Here is an 18,809-nt window from a genome sequence, read left to right on the forward strand (position 1 = left end):
TGTTTCCCTCGTAGATCGGTCTCTCTAGGCCGACCTTGACCAGATGGTCAAGAGAGTGCTGTCAACTCAACGCGACGTTGCCGCCGATCAATTCACATTCACCCAACGCAGCAGGAAGAAGTTGTCCGGACGCTGCGTGACCTCGACATTGCTGCGCGTGCCCCAAACCAGCGGCTGGACATACATCGGCACATAAACGTGTTCGTCCTGATAGATTTGGGTAACCTCGTCCAGCATCGCCTGACGCTTGGCCTCATCCAGTTCTGACTGGATCATCGGCAACAGCTCATCGACACGTGCATTCGAGAAGCCGCCGAAGTTCCAGCTACCCAGCTTTTTCTCTTCGTTCGGGGTTGCGACAAGGAACCGGACCGGATGCTCGGCGTCGAACGTACCGGGGCTCCAGCCCAGCAGGTACATGTCGTAATTATCTTCGCGCAGTTCCGGCCAATAGTTCCGCACTGGCATCGCGTCCAGCTCGGCGGTGATCCCGATCTGAGCCAGCATACCAACGACGGCCTGACAGACGGCCTCGTCATTAAGGTAGCGGTCATTGGGGCATTTCAGGCCAAATGAGAAACCATCTGCATACCCGGCCTCAGCCAGCAGGGACTTGGCAGATTCCACATCAAACGCGGGGCGTCCGGCGTTGGCTTCGGAAAACCCGCTCATGGCTGGGCTGACGAGCTGCGATGCGGGCTCGGCATTTCCGCGCATGATCGTGGCCAGAATGGCGTCGACATTCACCGCTTGCGCAACTGCCTGCCGCACGCGCGCGTCACGGAACGGGTTGGGTTTGCCCGCATCGTCTGTGTATTTCAGCGTGTCAGCCTCGTGGTCGAAGCCCAGCATGATCACGCGCGCCTCAATGCCCTGGATGACATCGACCTCTGCGTTCTGCTGCAGCCGTGCGACGTCCTGAATGGGGACCGGGTTGATCATGTCCACATCGCCCGATAGCAGCGCCGCTACGGCGGTGGCAGGATTCTGGATCGGATTAAATTCTGCACGGGTGATGTTGTGTTCAACATCCCCCCACCAGCCTTCATAAGGCTCCAACACGGTCTTAAGACCCGGCTCGCGCTCGGTCACCTTGAACGCGCCAGTGCCGTTGGCGTTGATGGTGGCGTAGTTTCCGGTTTCTTTGTCGGGGACCACGGCGTCGTTGGCCTCAGTCCAGTCTTGATCCATGATCATCCAGTTGGCAATCGATGACGGAAACAGCGGGTTAGGTGCTGTGGTCATGATATCAACTGTGTAGTCATCAACTACGATGACGTCACTGACAGGAGCGAACCAGCTACGCGTGTCCGCCGCCTCACCCGAGGCGCGTTGGTAGCTGAACAGCACATCTTGCGCGTCAAAGCTGCTTCCGTCGTGAAAGGTCACGCCCTGACGCAGATTGAACCGCCATCCTTCGCCGTCGCCGATCGGCTCCCAACTGACAGCCAACGCGGGCTCAACGCTCATATCCTTACCGCGGCGGACCAGCCCTTCGTAGACGTTGTTCAGGAACCCGAGAACTGGGGCCGAGTTGACAGCGTGAGGGTCCATGGTCTGCGGATCGGTGGTCGAGGCCCACTTAAATTCGGCCGCCTGCGCGGCGCTTGCAAGCAACATGGTCAGGCCGATTGCACTGTTTCTGAGGATCATGGCGAAATCTCCCTGTTAGCGCTGAAACAATCCAGCTTTTTCGCTGCCACGTAAAGCCGTTCCTGCGCCGAGATCACAGGTCCGTTACCGACGGCGCAAACAAGAACAGGGCGCGTTTCCGCGCCCTGCATACCATCACAGAGGATAGTTTAGTTCATCTCAAAGTATTTGATCTTCGGTGAATCTTCCGGCTCGACGATGGTGCCCACGCCCGATTTCATGCCCCAGTTCAGCACCTGATGGTGGATCGGGATATAAAGCTGTTCATCCTGAACAACCTGCCAGATATCACCGATCTGCTGATCACGTGCGGGTAAATCAGTTTCAGAGGCAAGGGCCACGATTTTGGCATCCAGATCCGGGTTGGAGTAGCGTGTGCCATTCCACGAGCCATACTTTTCGCCCTTCGAATGGACGAGGAAGTTGAAGATGTACTCCGAGTCATAAGTCGGAACACCCCAGCCCAGCATGTAGAAATCTGTTTCTAGGTTGTTGATCAACGGGAAGTGCTGGGCTTTCGGTTTGGCGTCCAGGTTAACTGTGACGCCGATCTGGGCCAGCATTCCAACCGCTGCCTGACAGATCGCCTCATCATTGATGTAGCGGTCATTCGGGCAGTTCAGGGTCAGCGAGAATCCATCAGGATAGCCTGCTTCGGCCATCAACGCCTTGGCCCCTTCGATATCGGTTGACGAGGACGCATCCATATCTTCATCCCAACCATTCACAAATGGAGGTGAGATCATGCCAGCAGGAGCAGACTGACCACGCATCACGACCTGTTTGATCGCATCACGATTGATCGCCTTTGACATCGCCTGTCGAACGCGGACATCAGCCAGCGGGTTCTTACCATCCACATTGTCCGAGGTCAGATCAGCATCGCCCATGTTCATGCCAAAGAAAATCACCCGGTTCTGCGGCGCGGTGCGTACGTCCAGACCATCGGTTCCGGCTACACGCTCGAGGTCCTGTACGGGCACGTCCTGAATAAAATCAACCTCACCCGACAGCAGCGCGGCAACACGGGTCGCGGCGTTCTGGATCGGCGTATAGATGATCTCGGTCACCTGCAGCGGGAACTCATCCTTGCCCCAATAGCCGTCATAGGCGGCCAGGACGGTTTTCACGTCCGGCTCGCGGCTGACCAGCTTGTAGGGACCGGTGCCATTGGCGTTCTTGGCCGCAAACGTGTCTTCGCCGCCCTCATAGTCCTGAACCTTGACAGCGTTGTTTGCCTCGGCCCAACCTTTGTCCATCATGAACATGTTGGTCAGGTTGTTGGGCATGATCGGGTTCGGTCCGTCAGTTTCGATCTCGATCGTGAACTTGTCGGGCGCACGCACCTCTTTCACAGAGGCCAACAGTTCCTTGTAATCCGAATCCGGCGTCATCGCGCGATTCAGCGAAAACACGACATCCTCGCTGTCGAACTCGGCACCGTCGTGGAAGGTAACGCCCTCGCGCAGTTTGAACACCCAGACATTCGGATTTTCTTCCGATGGTGCCCATTCGGTCGCCAGCGATGGAACCAGTGCACCTGAGTGATCACGCATCACCAGCGTTTCCATGATCTGGTGCGCCATGGCCGAGGTCGGGCCTTCGTTTTGTGCATGCGGGTCCAGCGTAAGCGCGTCACCTGCACGGGCCCATCGCAGCGTCTCCGCCGAAGCGCCCGCCGCGATCATCGCCGTTGCACTGGCGGCAAGCATCAGAGTTTTGAATGACATAAGTCGTCTCCCCATTTTTTGTTGTGGCCGCATTTTCATACGGTTGGCCGAATTTTTCGGCCATCATGGGCCAGCATCATCCAGATCATGGTCCGAGTTGCAACACCCGAATGTTAGCGCCCTGCTTTTCTTTCTGTCTGCCGGGGCTTAGGTGAATGTAGGTCATGCAGAAACACGCCTCGTATTTAGCCCTATGACAGGGTTGCCGCCTAACGTTTATTGAAGGCGTCTCTAAGAGCGTCACCAAAGGCCCCGTTCTGGGTGCTCTGACCCCCATGGCTGCGCCGCTGTTCCCCTGGCTTGGGTGTTCGTGCCGGTTTGCCCTTGCCACGGAGTGCATTGCCCTCGCGTGCCGAAGCACCACCGTCCTTGCGCATAGACAGCCCAATGCGCTTACGTGGAACGTCGACTTCGACCACCGTCACTTTGACAACTTGCCCGGTTTTGACCACCTCATGCGGGTCCTTCACGAACCGATCGGCCAGTTGGCTGACATGAACCAACCCGTCCTGATGTACGCCAATGTCGACAAACGCGCCGAAGGCGGCGACGTTGGTGACGGTACCCTCCAGCACCATGCCGGGCTTCAGGTCCGTGATTTCCTCAACCCCGTCCGTAAACGACGCCGTTTTGAAACTGGGTCGCGGGTCTCGGCCGGGCTTCTCCAATTCGGTGAAAATGTCGCGAACCGTTGGCAAGCCGAAGGTGTCACTCAAAAACTGCTCGGCGCGCAGGTCTTTCAGCGCGCCTTCATGCCCCATGATTTGGCGAATGTCGCGCCCACATGCTGCCACTACCCGACGGGCGACATCGTAAGCCTCGGGGTGAACCGAGGAGGCGTCCAGAGGCTCTGAACCGTCGCGAATTCGCAGGAAACCTGCACACTGCTCGAAGGCGCGTGGACCAAGACGCGCCACCTTTAGCAAATCCTTGCGAGACGCAAAGGCACCATGAATATCTCGGTGCGTGACGATCGCCTCGGCCAATCCCGGTCCCAGACCCGAGACGTGCGAAAGCAAGGGGGCTGAAGCTGTATTCAGATCCACGCCCACAGCGTTCACCACATCTTCGATCACCGACTCCAGTGACTGTGACAAGCGGTGCTGATCAACATCGTGCTGATACTGACCGACGCCGATGCTCTTGGGTTCAATCTTGACCAGTTCAGCCAAGGGATCTTGTAGCCGGCGGGCAATCGAGACCGCTCCACGTAGTGAGACGTCGAGCTCGGGAAATTCGCGTGCGGCAAGCTCGGATGCCGAGTAGACCGAGGCTCCAGCCTCGGAAACGACGACCTTGGTCGGTGCTTTGACAGTCTTGGGCAGAAGCGACAGCGTATCGGCCACCAAACGCTCAGTCTCGCGGCTGGCTGTGCCGTTGCCGATGGCAATAAGCTCGATTTTATGTGTAGCGATAAGGTTCAGGATTGCCGCTTGTGCACCACGCAGATCATTCTTGGGCTGAAACGGATATAGCGTATCCGTTGCAACCACCTTACCGGTTGCATCCACCACGGCGGCTTTGACCCCGGTGCGAATGCCGGGATCCAACCCAAGCGTCGGACGTGCCCCCGCCGGAGCAGCGAATAGCAGATCCTTTAGGTTGCGCGAAAACACTTGAATTGCCTCGTCTTGTGCGCGGCTGCGCAGGTCGGCCATCAGTTCGACCATCATCGACAGCGACAGCTTGACCCGCCATGTCCAGCCCGCAACCTTGCGCAGCCATTTGTCACCCGGCGCATCGCCCCGCGTGTTCAGATGAGCCGCAACCATGGCCTCGGCCCGCGCGGCGCCCGCTTCGGGTTCGGGAGCAATGTCTAGCGTTACGATCCCTTCCTTCGAGGCGCGCAACATTGCCAGCGCTCGATGTGACGGGGTTTTCGACCAAAGCTCGGAATGATCAAAGTAATCGCTGAACTTGGCACCTTCCTGTTCCTTGCCCTCGACGACCTTTGCGCTCAGCAACGCCTCACGTTGCATGAAGTTTCGGAGCTCTCCCAGCAAAGCAGCGTTTTCGGTAAGCCGCTCTGTGATGATGTCCCGTGCACCATTCAGCGCGTCTTTGGTCGTGGGGACAGCCTCATTCAGATACCCCTCAGCCAGACCTTCTGGTTCCGCCGCACGGTCGGACAGGATCGCATCGGCCAGCGGCTCCAGACCATTCTCGCGGGCAATCATCGCCTTGGTCCGGCGTTTGGGCTTGTACGGCAGATAAATGTCTTCCAACTGCGCCTTGGTTTCGGCTTGGGCGATCGATTTCACCAGATCGTCCGTCAGTTTCCCCTGATCCTTGATCGAGGACAGAATCGCCTCGCGCCGGGCCTCAAGCTCACGCAGATAATTCAGTCGGTCGGAAAGGGTGCGCAATTGGGTATCATCCAGCCCGCCGGTCACTTCCTTACGATAACGGGCGACAAAGGGCACGGTCGCACCTTCATCCAACAACCTGACCGCGGCCCCAACCTGTTCCGCGCGGGCGTTAATCTCGGTGGCGATGGTGCGGGTGATACGGTCCAAAAGGGGCCTCCTGACTTGCGGTTGGAAGATCGTCTTAGCCACCGGCACGCACAAGGGGAAGAGGCTGCGCTACGAAAAGCACCTCTGCACAAAAAATGCACGACCCTTACGCGGTGATCTGCACCTGCCTAGGCCAGACAGAACCAACACAAACAAGGAGCAGTTAAATGGGACAGTTCATCGTGCGCGGTGTACCGGCATCAGTTTTACAAGATAGTTGGTGGCTGGACACCCCTGATCGAGGCACAAACCGAGCCGATGGCTTAGCGGAACCCGGCAATCGCCACGCTTTTTTGGGTTTGGTGTTTCTGGTTGCGCTCGCCGATTTTCTGTTTTTCGACCATTCTCCTGGCCTTTCAATCGCACTCTTTACGTTGGCGGTTTCCGCTGTCGAGTTTGCCTTGCTGCGCCGCCGTGGTGGACTTGTCGGGCCAACCCTTCTTTTGCTGCTTAGCATTCTTCCGGTGGTGGAATATGTTCAGGCCCTGTCCGTAGCTTTCTTGCTGGGTGGATCGACCATTGCGCTGTGTTGGGCCGTGCTGGGCAATCATGAGGTCGCTTCGGTTCGCCGGTTTCTGTCTCTGTTTCCAATATTGGCGCTCAGACACGGGATAGAGGCGGTTCAGAAAGGTCATTCGGTTTCCCGCGTTGACGGGGTTGCCCTTCGTGCACTGCGCAACTGGAGTTTCCCGATCGGAGGCGCACTGATCCTTGCTTCGCTGATGGTTGCGGCCAATCCGATCTTGTCTGATTGGATCGATCGGATTTGGCGATTTGATCTGCGGTTCGACCGACTGCTATTCTGGATCGGGGCGGCAATCACGATCTGGCCCTTTCTTGCGGTCACCTTGCGGCCTGACTTGCTTGCCCCCCGATTTGGCCCCGGACGCAAGCGCCCATTGCCTGCTTTTGGCCTGAATGCCCAATCCGTTGCAAATGCGCTAATGGTGTTCAACTTGCTGCTGGCGGTGCAAACGGGGATGGACATGGTTTATCTCTGGGGCAGCGCCAAGTTGCCCGAGGGGATGACCTATGCTGAATATGCTCATCGCGGGGCATACCCACTCTTGGTCACAGCTTTGCTGGCGGGCGCATTTGCCTTGGCCGCGCGACCCTATCTGAACGAGCGGCAGGGGCTGACAAGATGGATGATGCTGTGGCTGGCGCAGAATGTACTGCTGGTGATCTCATCGCTGATGCGCCTGTCGCTTTACGTTGATTTCTACGGGCTGACCTATTTGCGTGTTCATGCGGCAATATGGATGGCGCTGGTTGCTGTGGGCTTGTGTCTGACCGGTTGGCAAATTTTGCAGGGTAAATCGAACCGTTGGTTATTGCTGCGATCTGCGATCCTGGGGATTGGCGTGCTCTATGCATGCTGCTTCGTGAATTTTTCAGCCTTAATCGCCCGTTGGAATCTGGAAAATCCGATACGGTTTGATGCCTACTACGCATGTCAGCTCAATGAGATGGCGGCGGCAGAGTTGCTGAAGGACAAACGGGTACGCAATTGCGTAACCCCTCCGGTCGTCGACAATTGGAGGAATTGGGGCTTTCGCGCAGATCGGGTGATCCGTAATCTGGCCGTCGAACCCATGCCGGAGAAGATAGATGAAAATCCTCGTCGTGGATGATGATCCACGCCTGCGAGAGCTGGTCTCGATCACGCTTGAGCGCGCGGGCTACCAAACGGTTACCGCCCGCGATGGCCAAATGGCTCTAACCCACGCGATGCGGGAAGCGCCTGATCTTGTCGTGCTGGATGTAGGCCTGCCTGAGATCGATGGGCTTGAGGTTTGTCGTCGCTTGCGGGCACGCTCGGACGTACCAATCTTGTTCCTGACCGCGCGTGATGACGAGATTGATCGCATTTTGGGCCTCGAGTTGGGAGCGGATGATTACGTGACCAAACCTTTCAGCCCCCGTGAGTTGGTTGCACGGATCAAAGCCATCCTGAAACGCAGCAAACCGGGTGCTGCAGAGCTTCTACTGCGGCATGGCCCGGTTGAAATGGATGTGTCGGCGCATTTGGTTCGGGTCGACGGCAATGCGCTTGCCTTAACCGCAACCGAGCTGTCGATTTTGCGTCGCCTGATGCAAACGCCCGCCGCCATCGTCTCGCGACCACAATTGGTTGATGCGATTTATGGCGCAGGCAGTCCGGTCTCGGATAGGACACTGGATAGTCATTTGCGGAACTTACGACGCAAGTTGGGGGATCAGGGCTGGGCCGGTGCCATCGAAACCGTGCATGGGATCGGATTGCGGATGGGTGCATGGCCGGGCTGAGACGCAAATGGCGCCCTTCGCTGGGTTTTGTTCTTGGCGGAGGTCTCGCGGGTACGCTCGCCCTGTCTCTGCTGGGTCTGATCGCGCTGCGGTATCTTGGACCTGAGATCGGGTTTCGAAACGCTGCGGGCTTGCTGGCGATCGTGATCGGATGTGCGACCGGAGTGGTCGGATACCTTATGGTTCGGCTTCTGCTCCGCCCCATAACGTCGCTGGCGACCTATTCAGGGGCCATTGAACAAGGGCAACGCGCCGAGCCGCCCGATCACTACGGCACACAAGAACTGTCGCGCCTCGCCGGTTCGGTTCTGAGCATGGCGGATACGCTGCAACGGCGCGAAGCTTCGATCCGCGTCTTTGCAGATCATGTCACGCATGAGTTGAAAACCCCTGTCACCGCGATCCGTGCGGCAGGAGAGTTGTTGGCTGAGGCCGAAACGCTCTCGGACCAGGATTACGCATTGCTGCAACAGATATTGGGTGCAAGCGATCAGATGCAAACGCAGCTCAGCGCGCTTAACACGGTTGCACAGGCACGGGTGCCGGAACATCACGGATCGGCAAAGCTGGATGATCTTGCTGATCAGTTGTACGCTTCGTTTCCCGAACTGGACATCCGCATTGAAGGGGGCGATCAGACTTTGCACCTTGCAGCCTCTGGTCTGAAAATTGCTCTGCAACATCTTCTGGACAATGCGCGCCGTCACGGGGCAGGGCAGGTGACCCTTATCGCGGAAACCGGTCGATTGGTTGTCCAAGACGACGGTCCCGGCATATCCGACGGTAACCGGGACCGCATCTTCAACCCATTCTTCACAACCGCGCGCGAGAAGGGAGGGACCGGGATGGGCCTGACCATCGTTACAAACCTGTTGGGGGCACATGGCGGGCGGATTTTGCTGGTACCTTCCAAGACCGGTGCGCGATTTGAGTTGGTGTTTCCGGGTGTGTGATATCACTCAACAGCCCAAACTAATTCGACCCGTGTCAATTTGCGCCGCTCAATACGATTGATCCCAAGCCAATCCTCATTTAAGGGAGGCCCTGTCAAATCAGAGTCACCCGTGGGGCCGTCATGTCCCCTTTGGGATTGGTGCCTATGTCACGGCGGCACATGCTCTTGGATCGCACGCCCCTGAAAGGCTTAAAAAAGGTAAGGGAATATGGCAGAAAAATCGAACTTCGACGTATTGTATACCATTGTAGACGAAGCGCCTGAGCTGGCGAGCGCCTCGTTCCTGCCCATTATCCGAAAGTTTGCGTCAGCAGCCGGTGTCAGCGTCGGAACCAAAGACATTTCGCTGGCCGGGCGCATTATCGCGACCTTCCCCGAGAATCTGACAGACGAACAGCGTATTACGGATGATCTGGCCGCGTTAGGTGAACTGGTGAAAACACCGGACGCAAATGTCATTAAACTGCCCAACATCTCGGCGTCGGTGCCCCAGCTGGTGGCTGCCATCGAAGAGCTGCAATCACAGGGTTATGACATTCCGAACTACCCCGAAGAGCCTTCGACGGACGACGAAAAGGCGATCCGTGCGCGTTATGACGCCATCAAGGGTTCGGCCGTGAACCCGGTCCTGCGCGAAGGCAACAGCGATCGCCGCGCAGCGCGCGCTGTGAAGAACTATGCCCAGAAGAACCCTCATTCGATGGGAGAGTGGAGCGCGGACAGCAAGACCAAAGTGTCTTCGATGCCGGGCAATGATTTTTACGCCAATGAGAAATCGGCAACGATCACTGCGGCGCAAGCCGGCGATGCCAAGATTGAGTTTGTGGGCAAAGATGGCAGCGTTACGGTTCTGAAAGACGCTTGGCCACTGGCCGAAGGAACTGTGGCCGACGCAACATTCATGTCGGTCAAGGCGCTGTCGTCGTTCCTGACCGAAGCCATTGAGGACACCAAGAAAGACGGCACCATGTTCTCGTTGCACATGAAGGCGACGATGATGAAGGTCAGTGACCCGATTATCTTCGGCTATGCAGTCAAGGCGTGGCTTGCCCCCGTGTTCGAAAAATTCGGTGCAGAGCTGGACGCACTGGGTGTAAACCCGAACTCGGGTCTGGGGGACCTGCTTGAGCGGGTTCAGGGCAACGCAGACATCGTCGCCGCAATCAATGCGATCAAAGGGGATCGTCCGTCGATGTATATGGTGGACTCGGACCGTGGCATCACCAACCTGCATGTCCCGTCTGATGTTATCATCGACGCCTCGATGCCCGCAGTGATCCGTGCTGGCGGCAAGGGTTGGGACGAAACCGGCGCCAAGGGCGATACTAACTGTGTGATCCCTGATCGTTGCTATGCACCGGTGTATGACGAGGCCATCAACTTCTTCAAAGCCAATGGTGCACTGAACCCAGCCACCGCAGGAGCCGTCGCCAACGTTGGATTGATGGCGCAGAAGGCCGAGGAGTACGGCTCGCACCCGACGACGTTTGAAGCGCCCGCAGATGGTGCAATCCGTATCGTTCTGGCCAATAGCGAAACGCTGCATTCCCACAACGTCGAAAAGGGCGACATCTGGCGCGCCTGCACCGTCAAGAAGGCCCCGATCGAGAACTGGATCCAGCTGGCGATGGACCGTCAGCGCCTGACCGGGTCCGAGGCGATCTTTTGGCTGGACGCAAACCGTGCCCATGACGCTGAGCTGATTAAGTATGTCAAACCAGCGCTTGAAGCTGCAGGCGTGGCCGACAAGTTCTTGATTATGGCCCCGCGTGAAGCAACCCGCCAGTCGCTGGAAACTATCACGGCGGGCAAGGACAGCATCGCCATTACCGGTAACGTTTTGCGGGATTATCTGACCGACTTGTTCCCGATCCTCGAACTGGGGACGTCGGCCAAGATGCTATCAATCGTTAAACTGATGAATGGCGGCGGTCTGTTCGAAACCGGTGCAGGTGGTTCGGCTCCGAAACATGTTCAGCAACTGGTTGAAGAAAACCACTTGCGCTGGGACTCCATGGGTGAATTCTGTGCGCTTGGGGAATCCTTGAACTTCCTTGCTGACAGCAAGGGCAACGCCAAAGCGGGCGTATTGGGCGCCGCTGCCGAGGCTGCCACGCAGGGAATTTTGGATAACAACAAGTCACCCAGCCGCAAAGTCGGCCAGCCGGATAACCGCGATAGCCACTACTGGTTCGCTCGTTACTGGGCCGAAGCTTTGGCGGGGCAATCCGATGATGCTGGGCTTGCCGCCGAGTTTGCACCGCTTGCGAAAGAGTTGGCAGACAAAGAAGAACAGATTTTGTCCGAGTTGGCGGCAGCGCAGGGCGCACCCGCCGATCTGGGCGGATACTACCACACTGATCCGGCCAAAGCGGCTGCGGTGATGCGTCCAAGTGCGACCCTGAATGCGATCATCGGATAAGCCAAGGGTTGCATAAACGCCTAAAAAGAAACCGGTCCGAAGAGGGCCGGTTTTTTCATGCCCTGAAAAAGAAAAAGGCCAGCCCCCATAGCCAGCCTCTTTCTGAGTGAGTGGCGGGGCTTACGCCTCACCGGTGCAGTTGAGTTCATCCTACGCTTATCGTTCACGCTGAATATTCGGGGATTCCCGTAGACGGCCGCCTTTTATGAGCGATTAAGGATAAAAATAATCATTATGTATGTACAAATAAGACCAAATGCTGTCTGCGCCACGTCTGAGGCCTAGTCAGTTGGCTTTGCCGTTATCATTGAAGATTCTGACCCACCGACAAAAAAAAGGGCCAGTCCGAAGACCGGCCCCTAAGAAAGGTCATAACGACCGAGGGATTAGTTTGATGCTGCGTTTAGCTTTTCATTTTGTTCGCGCAGCGTGTCGGAAATAATCGCGTACCATTCGCCGGATTCGCGCATCTCGATCAAACCTTTGTTCATCATCGCGATGTACTCGCGCGCGAATGGATTGGTGCGGTGTGCAAGGAAGCTCATCGAAGACAGTGTCGAGACATACGGGTTCTCAACAATATCTGCCGAGGTCAAACCCATGTCTTTCATTGTCGAGGCAAACAGATCGACTTCGAATGCAGCCACGTCTGCTGTGCCGGTCAATACGGCATCGAGACATTCGCGGGCCGAATTGGGTTGGACCACGGTTGTGTTCTCGCGGTTCAGCCCTTGTTCTTCCAGCACCACCATGCTCCAGCCTGCCATGCGGCAAACGGTCGAGCCCTCAAGGTCGGAGAAATCTGTCGCCTTTGCGTATTCGCTTTCAGGCAAAGTGAAGAAACCTCCGACAATGTCATATACCGGAACAGAAGCGACAAATTGGGTACACCGGGCTTCGGTCTCTGCAGACCACTCATAGGAGCGGTTGGTACAATCCGGTACAGTCCACGCGATCGAAATATCAAACGCACCCAATGGCAACAGTGTGTCCAGATGCGAACTCCAGTCATCTACAAAGCTGACCGAGAAATCGCGGCTGTTACCAGCACGCTGAAGGCTTGTCGTCGCCAGACGGGTCATGATGCCACCGCCGCTCAGATCTTCAGTAGTGAACGGTTCCCAACCGTTGCCAGCGACCATCTTGATCGGAGGCGCGTAGACATTCGAGCGCTTGACGCTTGCAGCACGTTGTTCTTCTGCCGCGATCAGTTCTTGCGCGCTCTGACCGTTGGGCAGGCTGCCATCCTCACAGGGCAGCGCCAGTACCAGACCGGGGGTTAGCGAACCGGGATTGGTGATTGCATTGCGGTTAGCGTTAAAGATCGGCTGATAGTTTGAGGTGCCGTAGGCGGCAATGGCGATGGTCGCCAATGTGTCACCATCCTGAACCGTATAGTTGGAGCAGGCCTCTTGAGCGGCGGCTGCACCTGCGCTCAGGGCGGTGAAGGCTGATGCCGACAGTACTGCTTTCTTCAATTTCTTGTTAAACATGTCCACTTCCTCCAGACTTTGTTTCGTTGGGCCAATCAAGGCCTTAGCCATTTTCCATTTGATAGCGCAGTGCGGTAGATACGATGTCGCGCCACTCGCCTGATTGCTGCATGATCGCCAGACCCTGGTTGAGCGTCTCAAGGATCGCTTCCCCATCCGGATTATCTTTGTGGGTCATGACGTTAAGCGACTTGATTGCCGCTAGGTTGGGGTTTTCGATGATCTGATGTTCGTAGCCCAGACGCCCGATTGCTTCGACCGCCAGATGCGCTTCGATCGCGACGATATCGGCTGTGCCATCCATAACTGCGCGAAAACAATCATCGGGTGAAACGGGGCGCATCAAAGTGATTGCAGGCTCGTAAAGACCAACTGCATCCATATGCGACAATGACCAACCTTCCGGCCTACAAATCGTTGTGCCCGCGAAATCTGCATAAGTCAGAGTCTCTTCGTAACCCGAACCGCTTTTTGCGAAGAACGTATCAACGACCTCGTAGAATGGGTTTGAGAAATTATAGGTTTCGCACCGTGAACGATCATTTTCCGACAACGTAGCGGCTTGTTCACAGTTCGGCCGCGACCAAGGGAATGTGGCGTCAAAGGCGAGAGTCGGCATCAATAGGTCCAGATGCGACGACCAGTCATTAACGAACTGAATCTTGTAGGACTGCTCGGGCGCGGCCCTCAGCATCGCGGTTTCAACCAGGTTGGTATAAAGCCCACGATTTGGCAGCGCTTCATCCGTAAACGGGGCGTAGTTACCACCCGTGATCAACAAAATCTGACGGTCACGAATTTCAGGGCTTTCGCCACCATCCGCGTTGCGGATCAATGCGGCACCTTCCGCACGCGCTGCTTCGATCTCTTTCTTGGCCGCAGCCTTGGCCGCGATTACGGCTTCTTCGCTGGTCTTTTTAGCTTCGGCCTCTGCAGCGGCCACGCGGGCTTCGGCCTCGGCAATGGCTTTTTCAGCCCGTTCCTCGGCAGCTTTGACCAGTTCCGAGGCCATTTCCGCAGCCATGCGGCCAGCTTCGGTATCCGGCAGTTGCGCCGCGCGCCCGATATCTTCAAGACAAGGGAAAGTCAGGACATCACCGACGCGAATGATATTGGGGTTCGACCCGATCGTTTCCCGGTTCGCATCATAGATGACCCGGTAATCTTCCGTCGCGTAGACGGCAATTGCCAGTTCCCGCAAGCTGTCACCGGGCTGGATTTCATAAGTCGAACACGCCTCTTGCGCCGATGCTGCACCTGTTGCAGCAGCAAGAGCGAGGGTGGATATGATAAGATGGTTTCGCATTTTGTCCTGTTTCACTGCCTGTCTAAGTCTGTGCCGGTTTGACCACGGCGATTGAAATGTTGTCCTGATCCGGGTCTGCCTTTGCATGCAGTGCTTGAAGCAGCGCATCAGCAATATCGCGAGCCGGGGAATGAATATGCGTGCGCACCAGCGTTTCGATCTCGGAATTGCCGAGATATTGCAGGCCATCACTGCCAAGGATCAGTACATCTGCCGCAATCAGCGCCAATGGTTGTTCCGGACAATCCACTTTTGGGATCGCAGCCCCCATGATCACCGAAGTCAGTTGGTTACGATCCGGATGGCCCTGCGCCTCTTCCGCGCTCAGTAATCCTTGTGCGAGCTGTTCGTCGATCACCGGGGCCATCGAGTGATCTTCGTTGACCTGTGACAGGGCATCATTGCGGAACAGGTAAAGTGGACTGTCACCGATCGAGATCCAGAATACGCGTTGATCCAGCATCAACATGCCCAGAAGGGTGGAGCCCAGATTGACCTCGTTTTCCTCACTATGGCTCGCCATAGCGGCGTTGGCCTGCATCGCGGCCAACGGCAGAGCGTCGAGCAGTGCGCTCTCAGCAAGGTCGGGCCCATCCAACTGGGCATCCATCGCATCGCGCCAGGCTGAAATGACCAACTGCGAAGCAACTTCGCCCGCTTCATGGCCGCCCATACCGTCGGCAATCACGACATAACCCGCGTCTGCCGCGTCAGAGACCCGCGCAGCAATCGCGTCTTCCTGCGAGTCGCGCTGACCCTGGTCCAGGATCAGGGCAATATCATATGCAGGAGTCGCCAGCATTAATCGGCATCCCGCCAGTCAAAGCCGTCATCACAGAAAGCGGTGAAGCGGATCGAGGTTTCGCTGATCCGGATCAGATCGCCGCTGGACAAGGCTATGGTGCTGAGCACAGGCTTGCCATTCAGGCGCACCAAGTTGGCCTTGCCGCCATGGCCCAGATAGCATTTCCGGTCCTCTGGGTCATATGCGATGACGGCGTGATTGCTGCGAGAGATCCCGGTGTCGCCGAAATCCAGCTGAATAGCCTGATCGTCATTCCGACCGATCTGCATCAATCCCTCGGTCAAGGTAATCGCGGCACCCCGACCCGGTCCGGCGGTCACAACCAGCCAGCCAACCGGGAATGTCTGTTCGGCCGCTTCTGTCTTTTCAACGGGCTCAGCTGTTTCCATCAGCTCCTGAACATGCGTGTCTGCACGCTCGAAACCCAAAAACGTCGTCTTCACACGAGAACGCCGATCTTCAGCCGGTGCGGGTGCGGGTGCGACCATGGCGGGTTCCGGGGTTACATCAACAGGCTCCGGTTCCGGTGTGGGTTCTGCGACGATTTCCACCTCGCCCGCAACTTCAGATACGACTTCAGGTTCGATGGCGTCTGGTTCTTCTACGGTGACTTCGGGTTCATCGTCCTGAACCTCGTCTTCCGCAGTCAGATGAAGCGTGACAATCTGTTCATCTTCTTCGACCTCTTGAACCTCGGCCACTTCTTCTTCGGTCGCCTGATCTTCGATCTGGTCTTCCGTAAACTCGGGCATCGGTTCTTCGGGGATCAGTTCGTCTGCTTCCTCGTAGCTGTCCGAGCTAACGTTTCCACCCGCAAGGGCCGCGCGCAGGGCGTTGAAATCCGCAATCGGAGCAGCGCTTTCTGTTTCGACCGCTTCCGCAACGGTTTCGGTTTCCACCGCATCTTCTTCTTTCGGTTTTCCGGCACCTTCTAGAAGCCGGCTCAGAGGGCTTTTGTATTTGAACATGGTGTCGTCACCTTCTTTGATTTCTGATGCGGGGTTTTACCCGCGGGACTGCTACAAACCGCTTCGCCGTAGGCGCAGGGCACTGATGAAGAGGAAACAGAGAAACATTTACGTCGCGACGGGTTGGTCCCCGACGGGGTGACGCGATGGGCGGCACCCCCAGCACACTGAAACTGGCGATAGTCACATCAACTGGGCGATCACTCCTGCGTTAGTTGCATGACCGCAGTACTTTCAGCTCCGTTGCGCAGTATGCTCAGGCGCGCCTCGGGTTGGTTGTCGGAAACAAGTTGAGCAAGGATGCCGTCCAGACTCTCGGGCTCATTGATCGAGACACCAGTCTGTGTTTCGCGCAGCAGCACATCCCCCCGCTGCAAACTGCCAGCAACTTCTTCCGGAACAGATGCGACGACGGTTTGCCAACCTGCCTCGCCCGCATGAGCCACATCAAACGAATAACCGTTCAGAAGGCCAAAACTGCGGAAGGCGGGCAGGGCCAGCAATCCATTCTGCGCGCGTGTTTCGCCCAGACTGCGATAGCGCGCTGCTACACGGATATACCCGTCTGGATCGACCGAGAAGTTATCTAGAACATACGATGCAAGCGTTGTGTCCGGACGAATAGGTTCACCATTCAGAGTAAAAATCGTAGCGCCCCGTTCGACCCAATCCCCGATCACCGACCTATCTTGACCGGCGTTCAATCCATTGATGGCAATGACACTCCCGGTCGAGCTGCGACGCTTGGACATCGTGAATGGAATCTCAATATCCCAGTGCCCAAATGCGACTTGGTTTTCGGCTAGATTTACCGGCGTCGCAGGTGCGATGGGTGTGATGTCTTCAACCGCAGGTTCCGCCACTTCAGGTTCCACTACTTCAGGTTCCACCAAGGCGATTTCTTCGGGTTGCTGCTCTGACACAATGGCGGCTTCCGGCACCTCATTAGCCTGCTCGACAGGTTGTTCCTGCGCCGCTTCTGGTTCTGATGCCAAAGCGACTTCGGCCTGTTGCGGCTCTGTTGTGGCTTCGGCAGTCTGCTCGACGGGTTCCGGAGCTGTTTCTGCGGGCACCGGAGTAGTCGGAGCCTCTGCAGTCACCGGAGTTGCCTCGGGCGATTTCTGATCGCCCGTCATTACGAAGTATCCACCTCCGGCCAGAGCCGCCAATACAATCGCGATACCCGCGATCATCTTGCCACTGCCGCCCGAGCCGCTTTTTACAACGGTGTCGACTGCAGCAACGGCCTCGTCCTGAGGTGCAAATTTAGCAAGAGTGTCTTCCGTTTTTTCCTCGTTCCCGAGGGCCAGATCAGAGTTCCCGGCCAGCAGCGCGGTCACGACGGCCTCCGCATTCTCGCTTTCGGCTTTGATCCGTTCTTTTTCGGCCTCTTCGTCTTTGCGATCCATGCCAACAATGACCGAAACAGGGCGATACGCGAAACTGTCGAACATCACACCGGGACCACGGAACATACGCAGCCAGTCCAATGCGGTTTGCACACGGTCAGTGGCGTGCACTTCCATTGCTTTGTCGATCGCCTCAAGGAACCCGTCTGGATACCCTTTGAATCGCCCTGTCAGCGGTTCATAAGGATCGTCTTGGCCGTTGTTGAACGCATTCAAACGTGTCTGGCCATCAATCGGTCGCTCGCCGCTGATCGCATGATACAGCGTTGCAGCCAGTACATAGAGGTCACTGCTGGGGCCCTGATCCGCGCCACGCACATAAAATTCGTGTGGCGAATACCCGTCCTTAATCACGCGCAGCGTCAATAGCGCCGCTGACTTGTGTGCCGCCTGCTCGCGTGCTGCGCCAAAGTCGATCAGGATGGGTTCGCCATTCTCATCGATCAGGATATTGTCGGGTGAAATATCGCGATGTAGCATGCCGCTTTGGTGAATGAACGACACCGCAGACAGCATTTTTTCGGTGACCTGAACGATAAAGTCCGGTCCGCTCTTGTTTTCGGGTTTTTCGACATAATCCAAAAGATCGCATCCGCGGATCAGGTCCATCGCGATATAAGCGGTGTCGTTGTCCTCAAACACCTGATGCACGTCGACGATGTTGGGATGAACCAGCCGCGCATGGTTGCGTGCTTCCTGAATGAACAGGTCGATAATGGAGCGCAGGTCTTCTTTGTGGTCAGGGTTGGCAGGTTCGACCAGATCACCATTCCGCTGACAGAGCGCCCCCGGATAGCATTCTTTGATGACCACATCGCGATCCAGACTATCGCGCGCGAGATAGGTGATCCCAAACCCGCCGTTGCTTAGGAACCGGAGGATTTCATACTGTCCGCGCAGCAGCTTTGCGCCTGGCTGCAATCCTTCGATTTGAGGTTCGTCGTGCGTTGCGCCGACCGCCTGGTTGTGGCTCATTTCTTCCCGCCCATTCTACTCGTTTATTGCGGCATAGATAACCAGGGCTTCAGCCCGCGAACTCACAACCAAACACAACCGCAGGACACTTAAGACGGTTAGACGTTTCAAATTTGACTTTATTGGGGCCGCCTGATGGCTTCACTATGGATCACAAAAAACGAAATCGCCTATATAGTCAGTCCAAACCTTCATTACACTATATGTTGTGTTTGCCTGATGGAAGAAATGGATTCTATACCGCCGAAATAGACGCTTGGTCCACGAATTCGAAACAATATCGCGCTG

Annotated in this window: 12 protein-coding genes; 4 read left to right on the forward strand and 8 right to left on the reverse strand. The window is 56.6% G+C overall.

All coding sequences use genetic code 11. The annotated features are described in order from the left end of the window. Positions 1–87: 87 nt before the first annotated feature. From ACR0A1_RS12400 to ACR0A1_RS12410, 3 genes are all read right to left on the reverse strand, one after another. A complete protein-coding gene (locus ACR0A1_RS12400; RefSeq protein WP_170801662.1) occupies positions 88–1,653 on the reverse strand; it encodes an ABC transporter substrate-binding protein in 1,566 nt (521 codons plus the stop codon). Between the two features lie 149 nt (positions 1,654–1,802). Beyond that, positions 1,803–3,383 (reverse strand): ABC transporter substrate-binding protein, encoded by a 1,581-nt coding sequence (locus ACR0A1_RS12405; protein WP_480568107.1) that lies wholly within the window; start codon positions 3,381–3,383, stop codon positions 1,803–1,805. A gap of 209 nt (positions 3,384–3,592) precedes the next feature. Continuing rightward, complete coding sequence (locus ACR0A1_RS12410) at positions 3,593–5,899, reverse strand: Tex family protein (protein ID WP_480867728.1); 2,307 nt, start codon at positions 5,897–5,899, stop codon at positions 3,593–3,595. Positions 5,900–6,066: 167 nt separating this feature from the next. Here ACR0A1_RS12410 and ACR0A1_RS12415 point away from each other — a divergent pair, with 167 nt between their 5' ends. The 4 genes from ACR0A1_RS12415 to ACR0A1_RS12430 all read left to right on the forward strand — a co-directional run bounded on the left by ACR0A1_RS12415 (position 6,067) and on the right by ACR0A1_RS12430 (position 11,565). Further along, positions 6,067–7,533: a DUF4153 domain-containing protein gene (locus tag ACR0A1_RS12415; protein ID WP_480867730.1), complete on the forward strand. Its 1,467-nt coding sequence runs from the start codon at positions 6,067–6,069 to the stop codon at positions 7,531–7,533. Further along, positions 7,511–8,188, forward strand: coding sequence for a response regulator transcription factor (locus tag ACR0A1_RS12420; RefSeq protein ID WP_170393903.1), 678 nt, complete (start codon positions 7,511–7,513; stop codon positions 8,186–8,188). The genes ACR0A1_RS12415 and ACR0A1_RS12420 overlap by 23 nt, the downstream gene beginning before the upstream one ends. After that, positions 8,176–9,141 carry a sensor histidine kinase gene (locus tag ACR0A1_RS12425; RefSeq protein ID WP_480867732.1) on the forward strand — a complete coding sequence of 322 codons (966 nt, stop codon included), beginning with the start codon at positions 8,176–8,178 and terminating at the stop codon, positions 9,139–9,141. The genes ACR0A1_RS12420 and ACR0A1_RS12425 overlap by 13 nt, the downstream gene beginning before the upstream one ends. A gap of 210 nt (positions 9,142–9,351) precedes the next feature. Beyond that, entirely contained in the window at positions 9,352–11,565 is a 2,214-nt protein-coding gene (locus ACR0A1_RS12430; protein ID WP_480867734.1) for an NADP-dependent isocitrate dehydrogenase, read from the forward strand. Between the two features lie 386 nt (positions 11,566–11,951). Here the strand turns inward: ACR0A1_RS12430 and ACR0A1_RS12435 are convergent, their stop codons facing one another. The 5 genes from ACR0A1_RS12435 to ACR0A1_RS12455 all read right to left on the reverse strand — a co-directional run bounded on the left by ACR0A1_RS12435 (position 11,952) and on the right by ACR0A1_RS12455 (position 18,521). Beyond that, positions 11,952–13,058, reverse strand: a complete 1,107-nt coding sequence (locus ACR0A1_RS12435) for a transporter substrate-binding domain-containing protein (protein ID WP_170393909.1) — start codon at positions 13,056–13,058, stop codon at positions 11,952–11,954. Positions 13,059–13,101: 43 nt separating this feature from the next. Further along, positions 13,102–14,364 carry a transporter substrate-binding domain-containing protein gene (locus tag ACR0A1_RS12440; protein WP_170511889.1) on the reverse strand — a complete coding sequence of 421 codons (1,263 nt, stop codon included), beginning with the start codon at positions 14,362–14,364 and terminating at the stop codon, positions 13,102–13,104. Between the two features lie 22 nt (positions 14,365–14,386). Next, entirely contained in the window at positions 14,387–15,166 is a 780-nt protein-coding gene (locus ACR0A1_RS12445) for a PP2C family protein-serine/threonine phosphatase (protein WP_170393913.1), read from the reverse strand. Beyond that, positions 15,166–16,137, reverse strand: a complete 972-nt coding sequence (locus tag ACR0A1_RS12450) for an FHA domain-containing protein (protein WP_170611593.1) — start codon at positions 16,135–16,137, stop codon at positions 15,166–15,168. The genes ACR0A1_RS12445 and ACR0A1_RS12450 overlap by 1 nt, the downstream gene beginning before the upstream one ends. A gap of 200 nt (positions 16,138–16,337) precedes the next feature. Continuing rightward, positions 16,338–18,521: a serine/threonine protein kinase gene (locus tag ACR0A1_RS12455; protein WP_480867737.1), complete on the reverse strand. Its 2,184-nt coding sequence runs from the start codon at positions 18,519–18,521 to the stop codon at positions 16,338–16,340. Between the last annotated feature and the right edge of the window lie 288 nt (positions 18,522–18,809).

The sequence above is a fragment of the Ruegeria sp. D6 genome (assembly GCF_056534365.1).

Excerpts from the sequence above, each read along its gene's own strand:
- ACR0A1_RS12400 (WP_170801662.1), bottom strand. The coding sequence starts at position 1,653 with ATGATCCTCAGAAACAGTGCAATCGGCCTGACCATGTTGCTTGCAAGC.
- ACR0A1_RS12405 (WP_480568107.1), bottom strand. The coding sequence starts at position 3,383 with ATGTCATTCAAAACTCTGATGCTTGCCGCCAGTGCAACGGCGATGATC.
- ACR0A1_RS12415 (WP_480867730.1), top strand. The coding sequence starts at position 6,067 with ATGGGACAGTTCATCGTGCGCGGTGTACCGGCATCAGTTTTACAAGAT.
- ACR0A1_RS12420 (WP_170393903.1), top strand. The coding sequence starts at position 7,511 with ATGAAAATCCTCGTCGTGGATGATGATCCACGCCTGCGAGAGCTGGTC.
- ACR0A1_RS12425 (WP_480867732.1), top strand. The coding sequence starts at position 8,176 with ATGGCCGGGCTGAGACGCAAATGGCGCCCTTCGCTGGGTTTTGTTCTT.
- ACR0A1_RS12430 (WP_480867734.1), top strand. The coding sequence starts at position 9,352 with ATGGCAGAAAAATCGAACTTCGACGTATTGTATACCATTGTAGACGAA.
- ACR0A1_RS12435 (WP_170393909.1), bottom strand. The coding sequence starts at position 13,058 with ATGTTTAACAAGAAATTGAAGAAAGCAGTACTGTCGGCATCAGCCTTC.
- ACR0A1_RS12440 (WP_170511889.1), bottom strand. The coding sequence starts at position 14,364 with ATGCGAAACCATCTTATCATATCCACCCTCGCTCTTGCTGCTGCAACA.
- ACR0A1_RS12445 (WP_170393913.1), bottom strand. The coding sequence starts at position 15,166 with ATGCTGGCGACTCCTGCATATGATATTGCCCTGATCCTGGACCAGGGT.
- ACR0A1_RS12450 (WP_170611593.1), bottom strand. The coding sequence starts at position 16,137 with ATGTTCAAATACAAAAGCCCTCTGAGCCGGCTTCTAGAAGGTGCCGGA.
- ACR0A1_RS12455 (WP_480867737.1), bottom strand. The coding sequence starts at position 18,521 with ATGAGCCACAACCAGGCGGTCGGCGCAACGCACGACGAACCTCAAATC.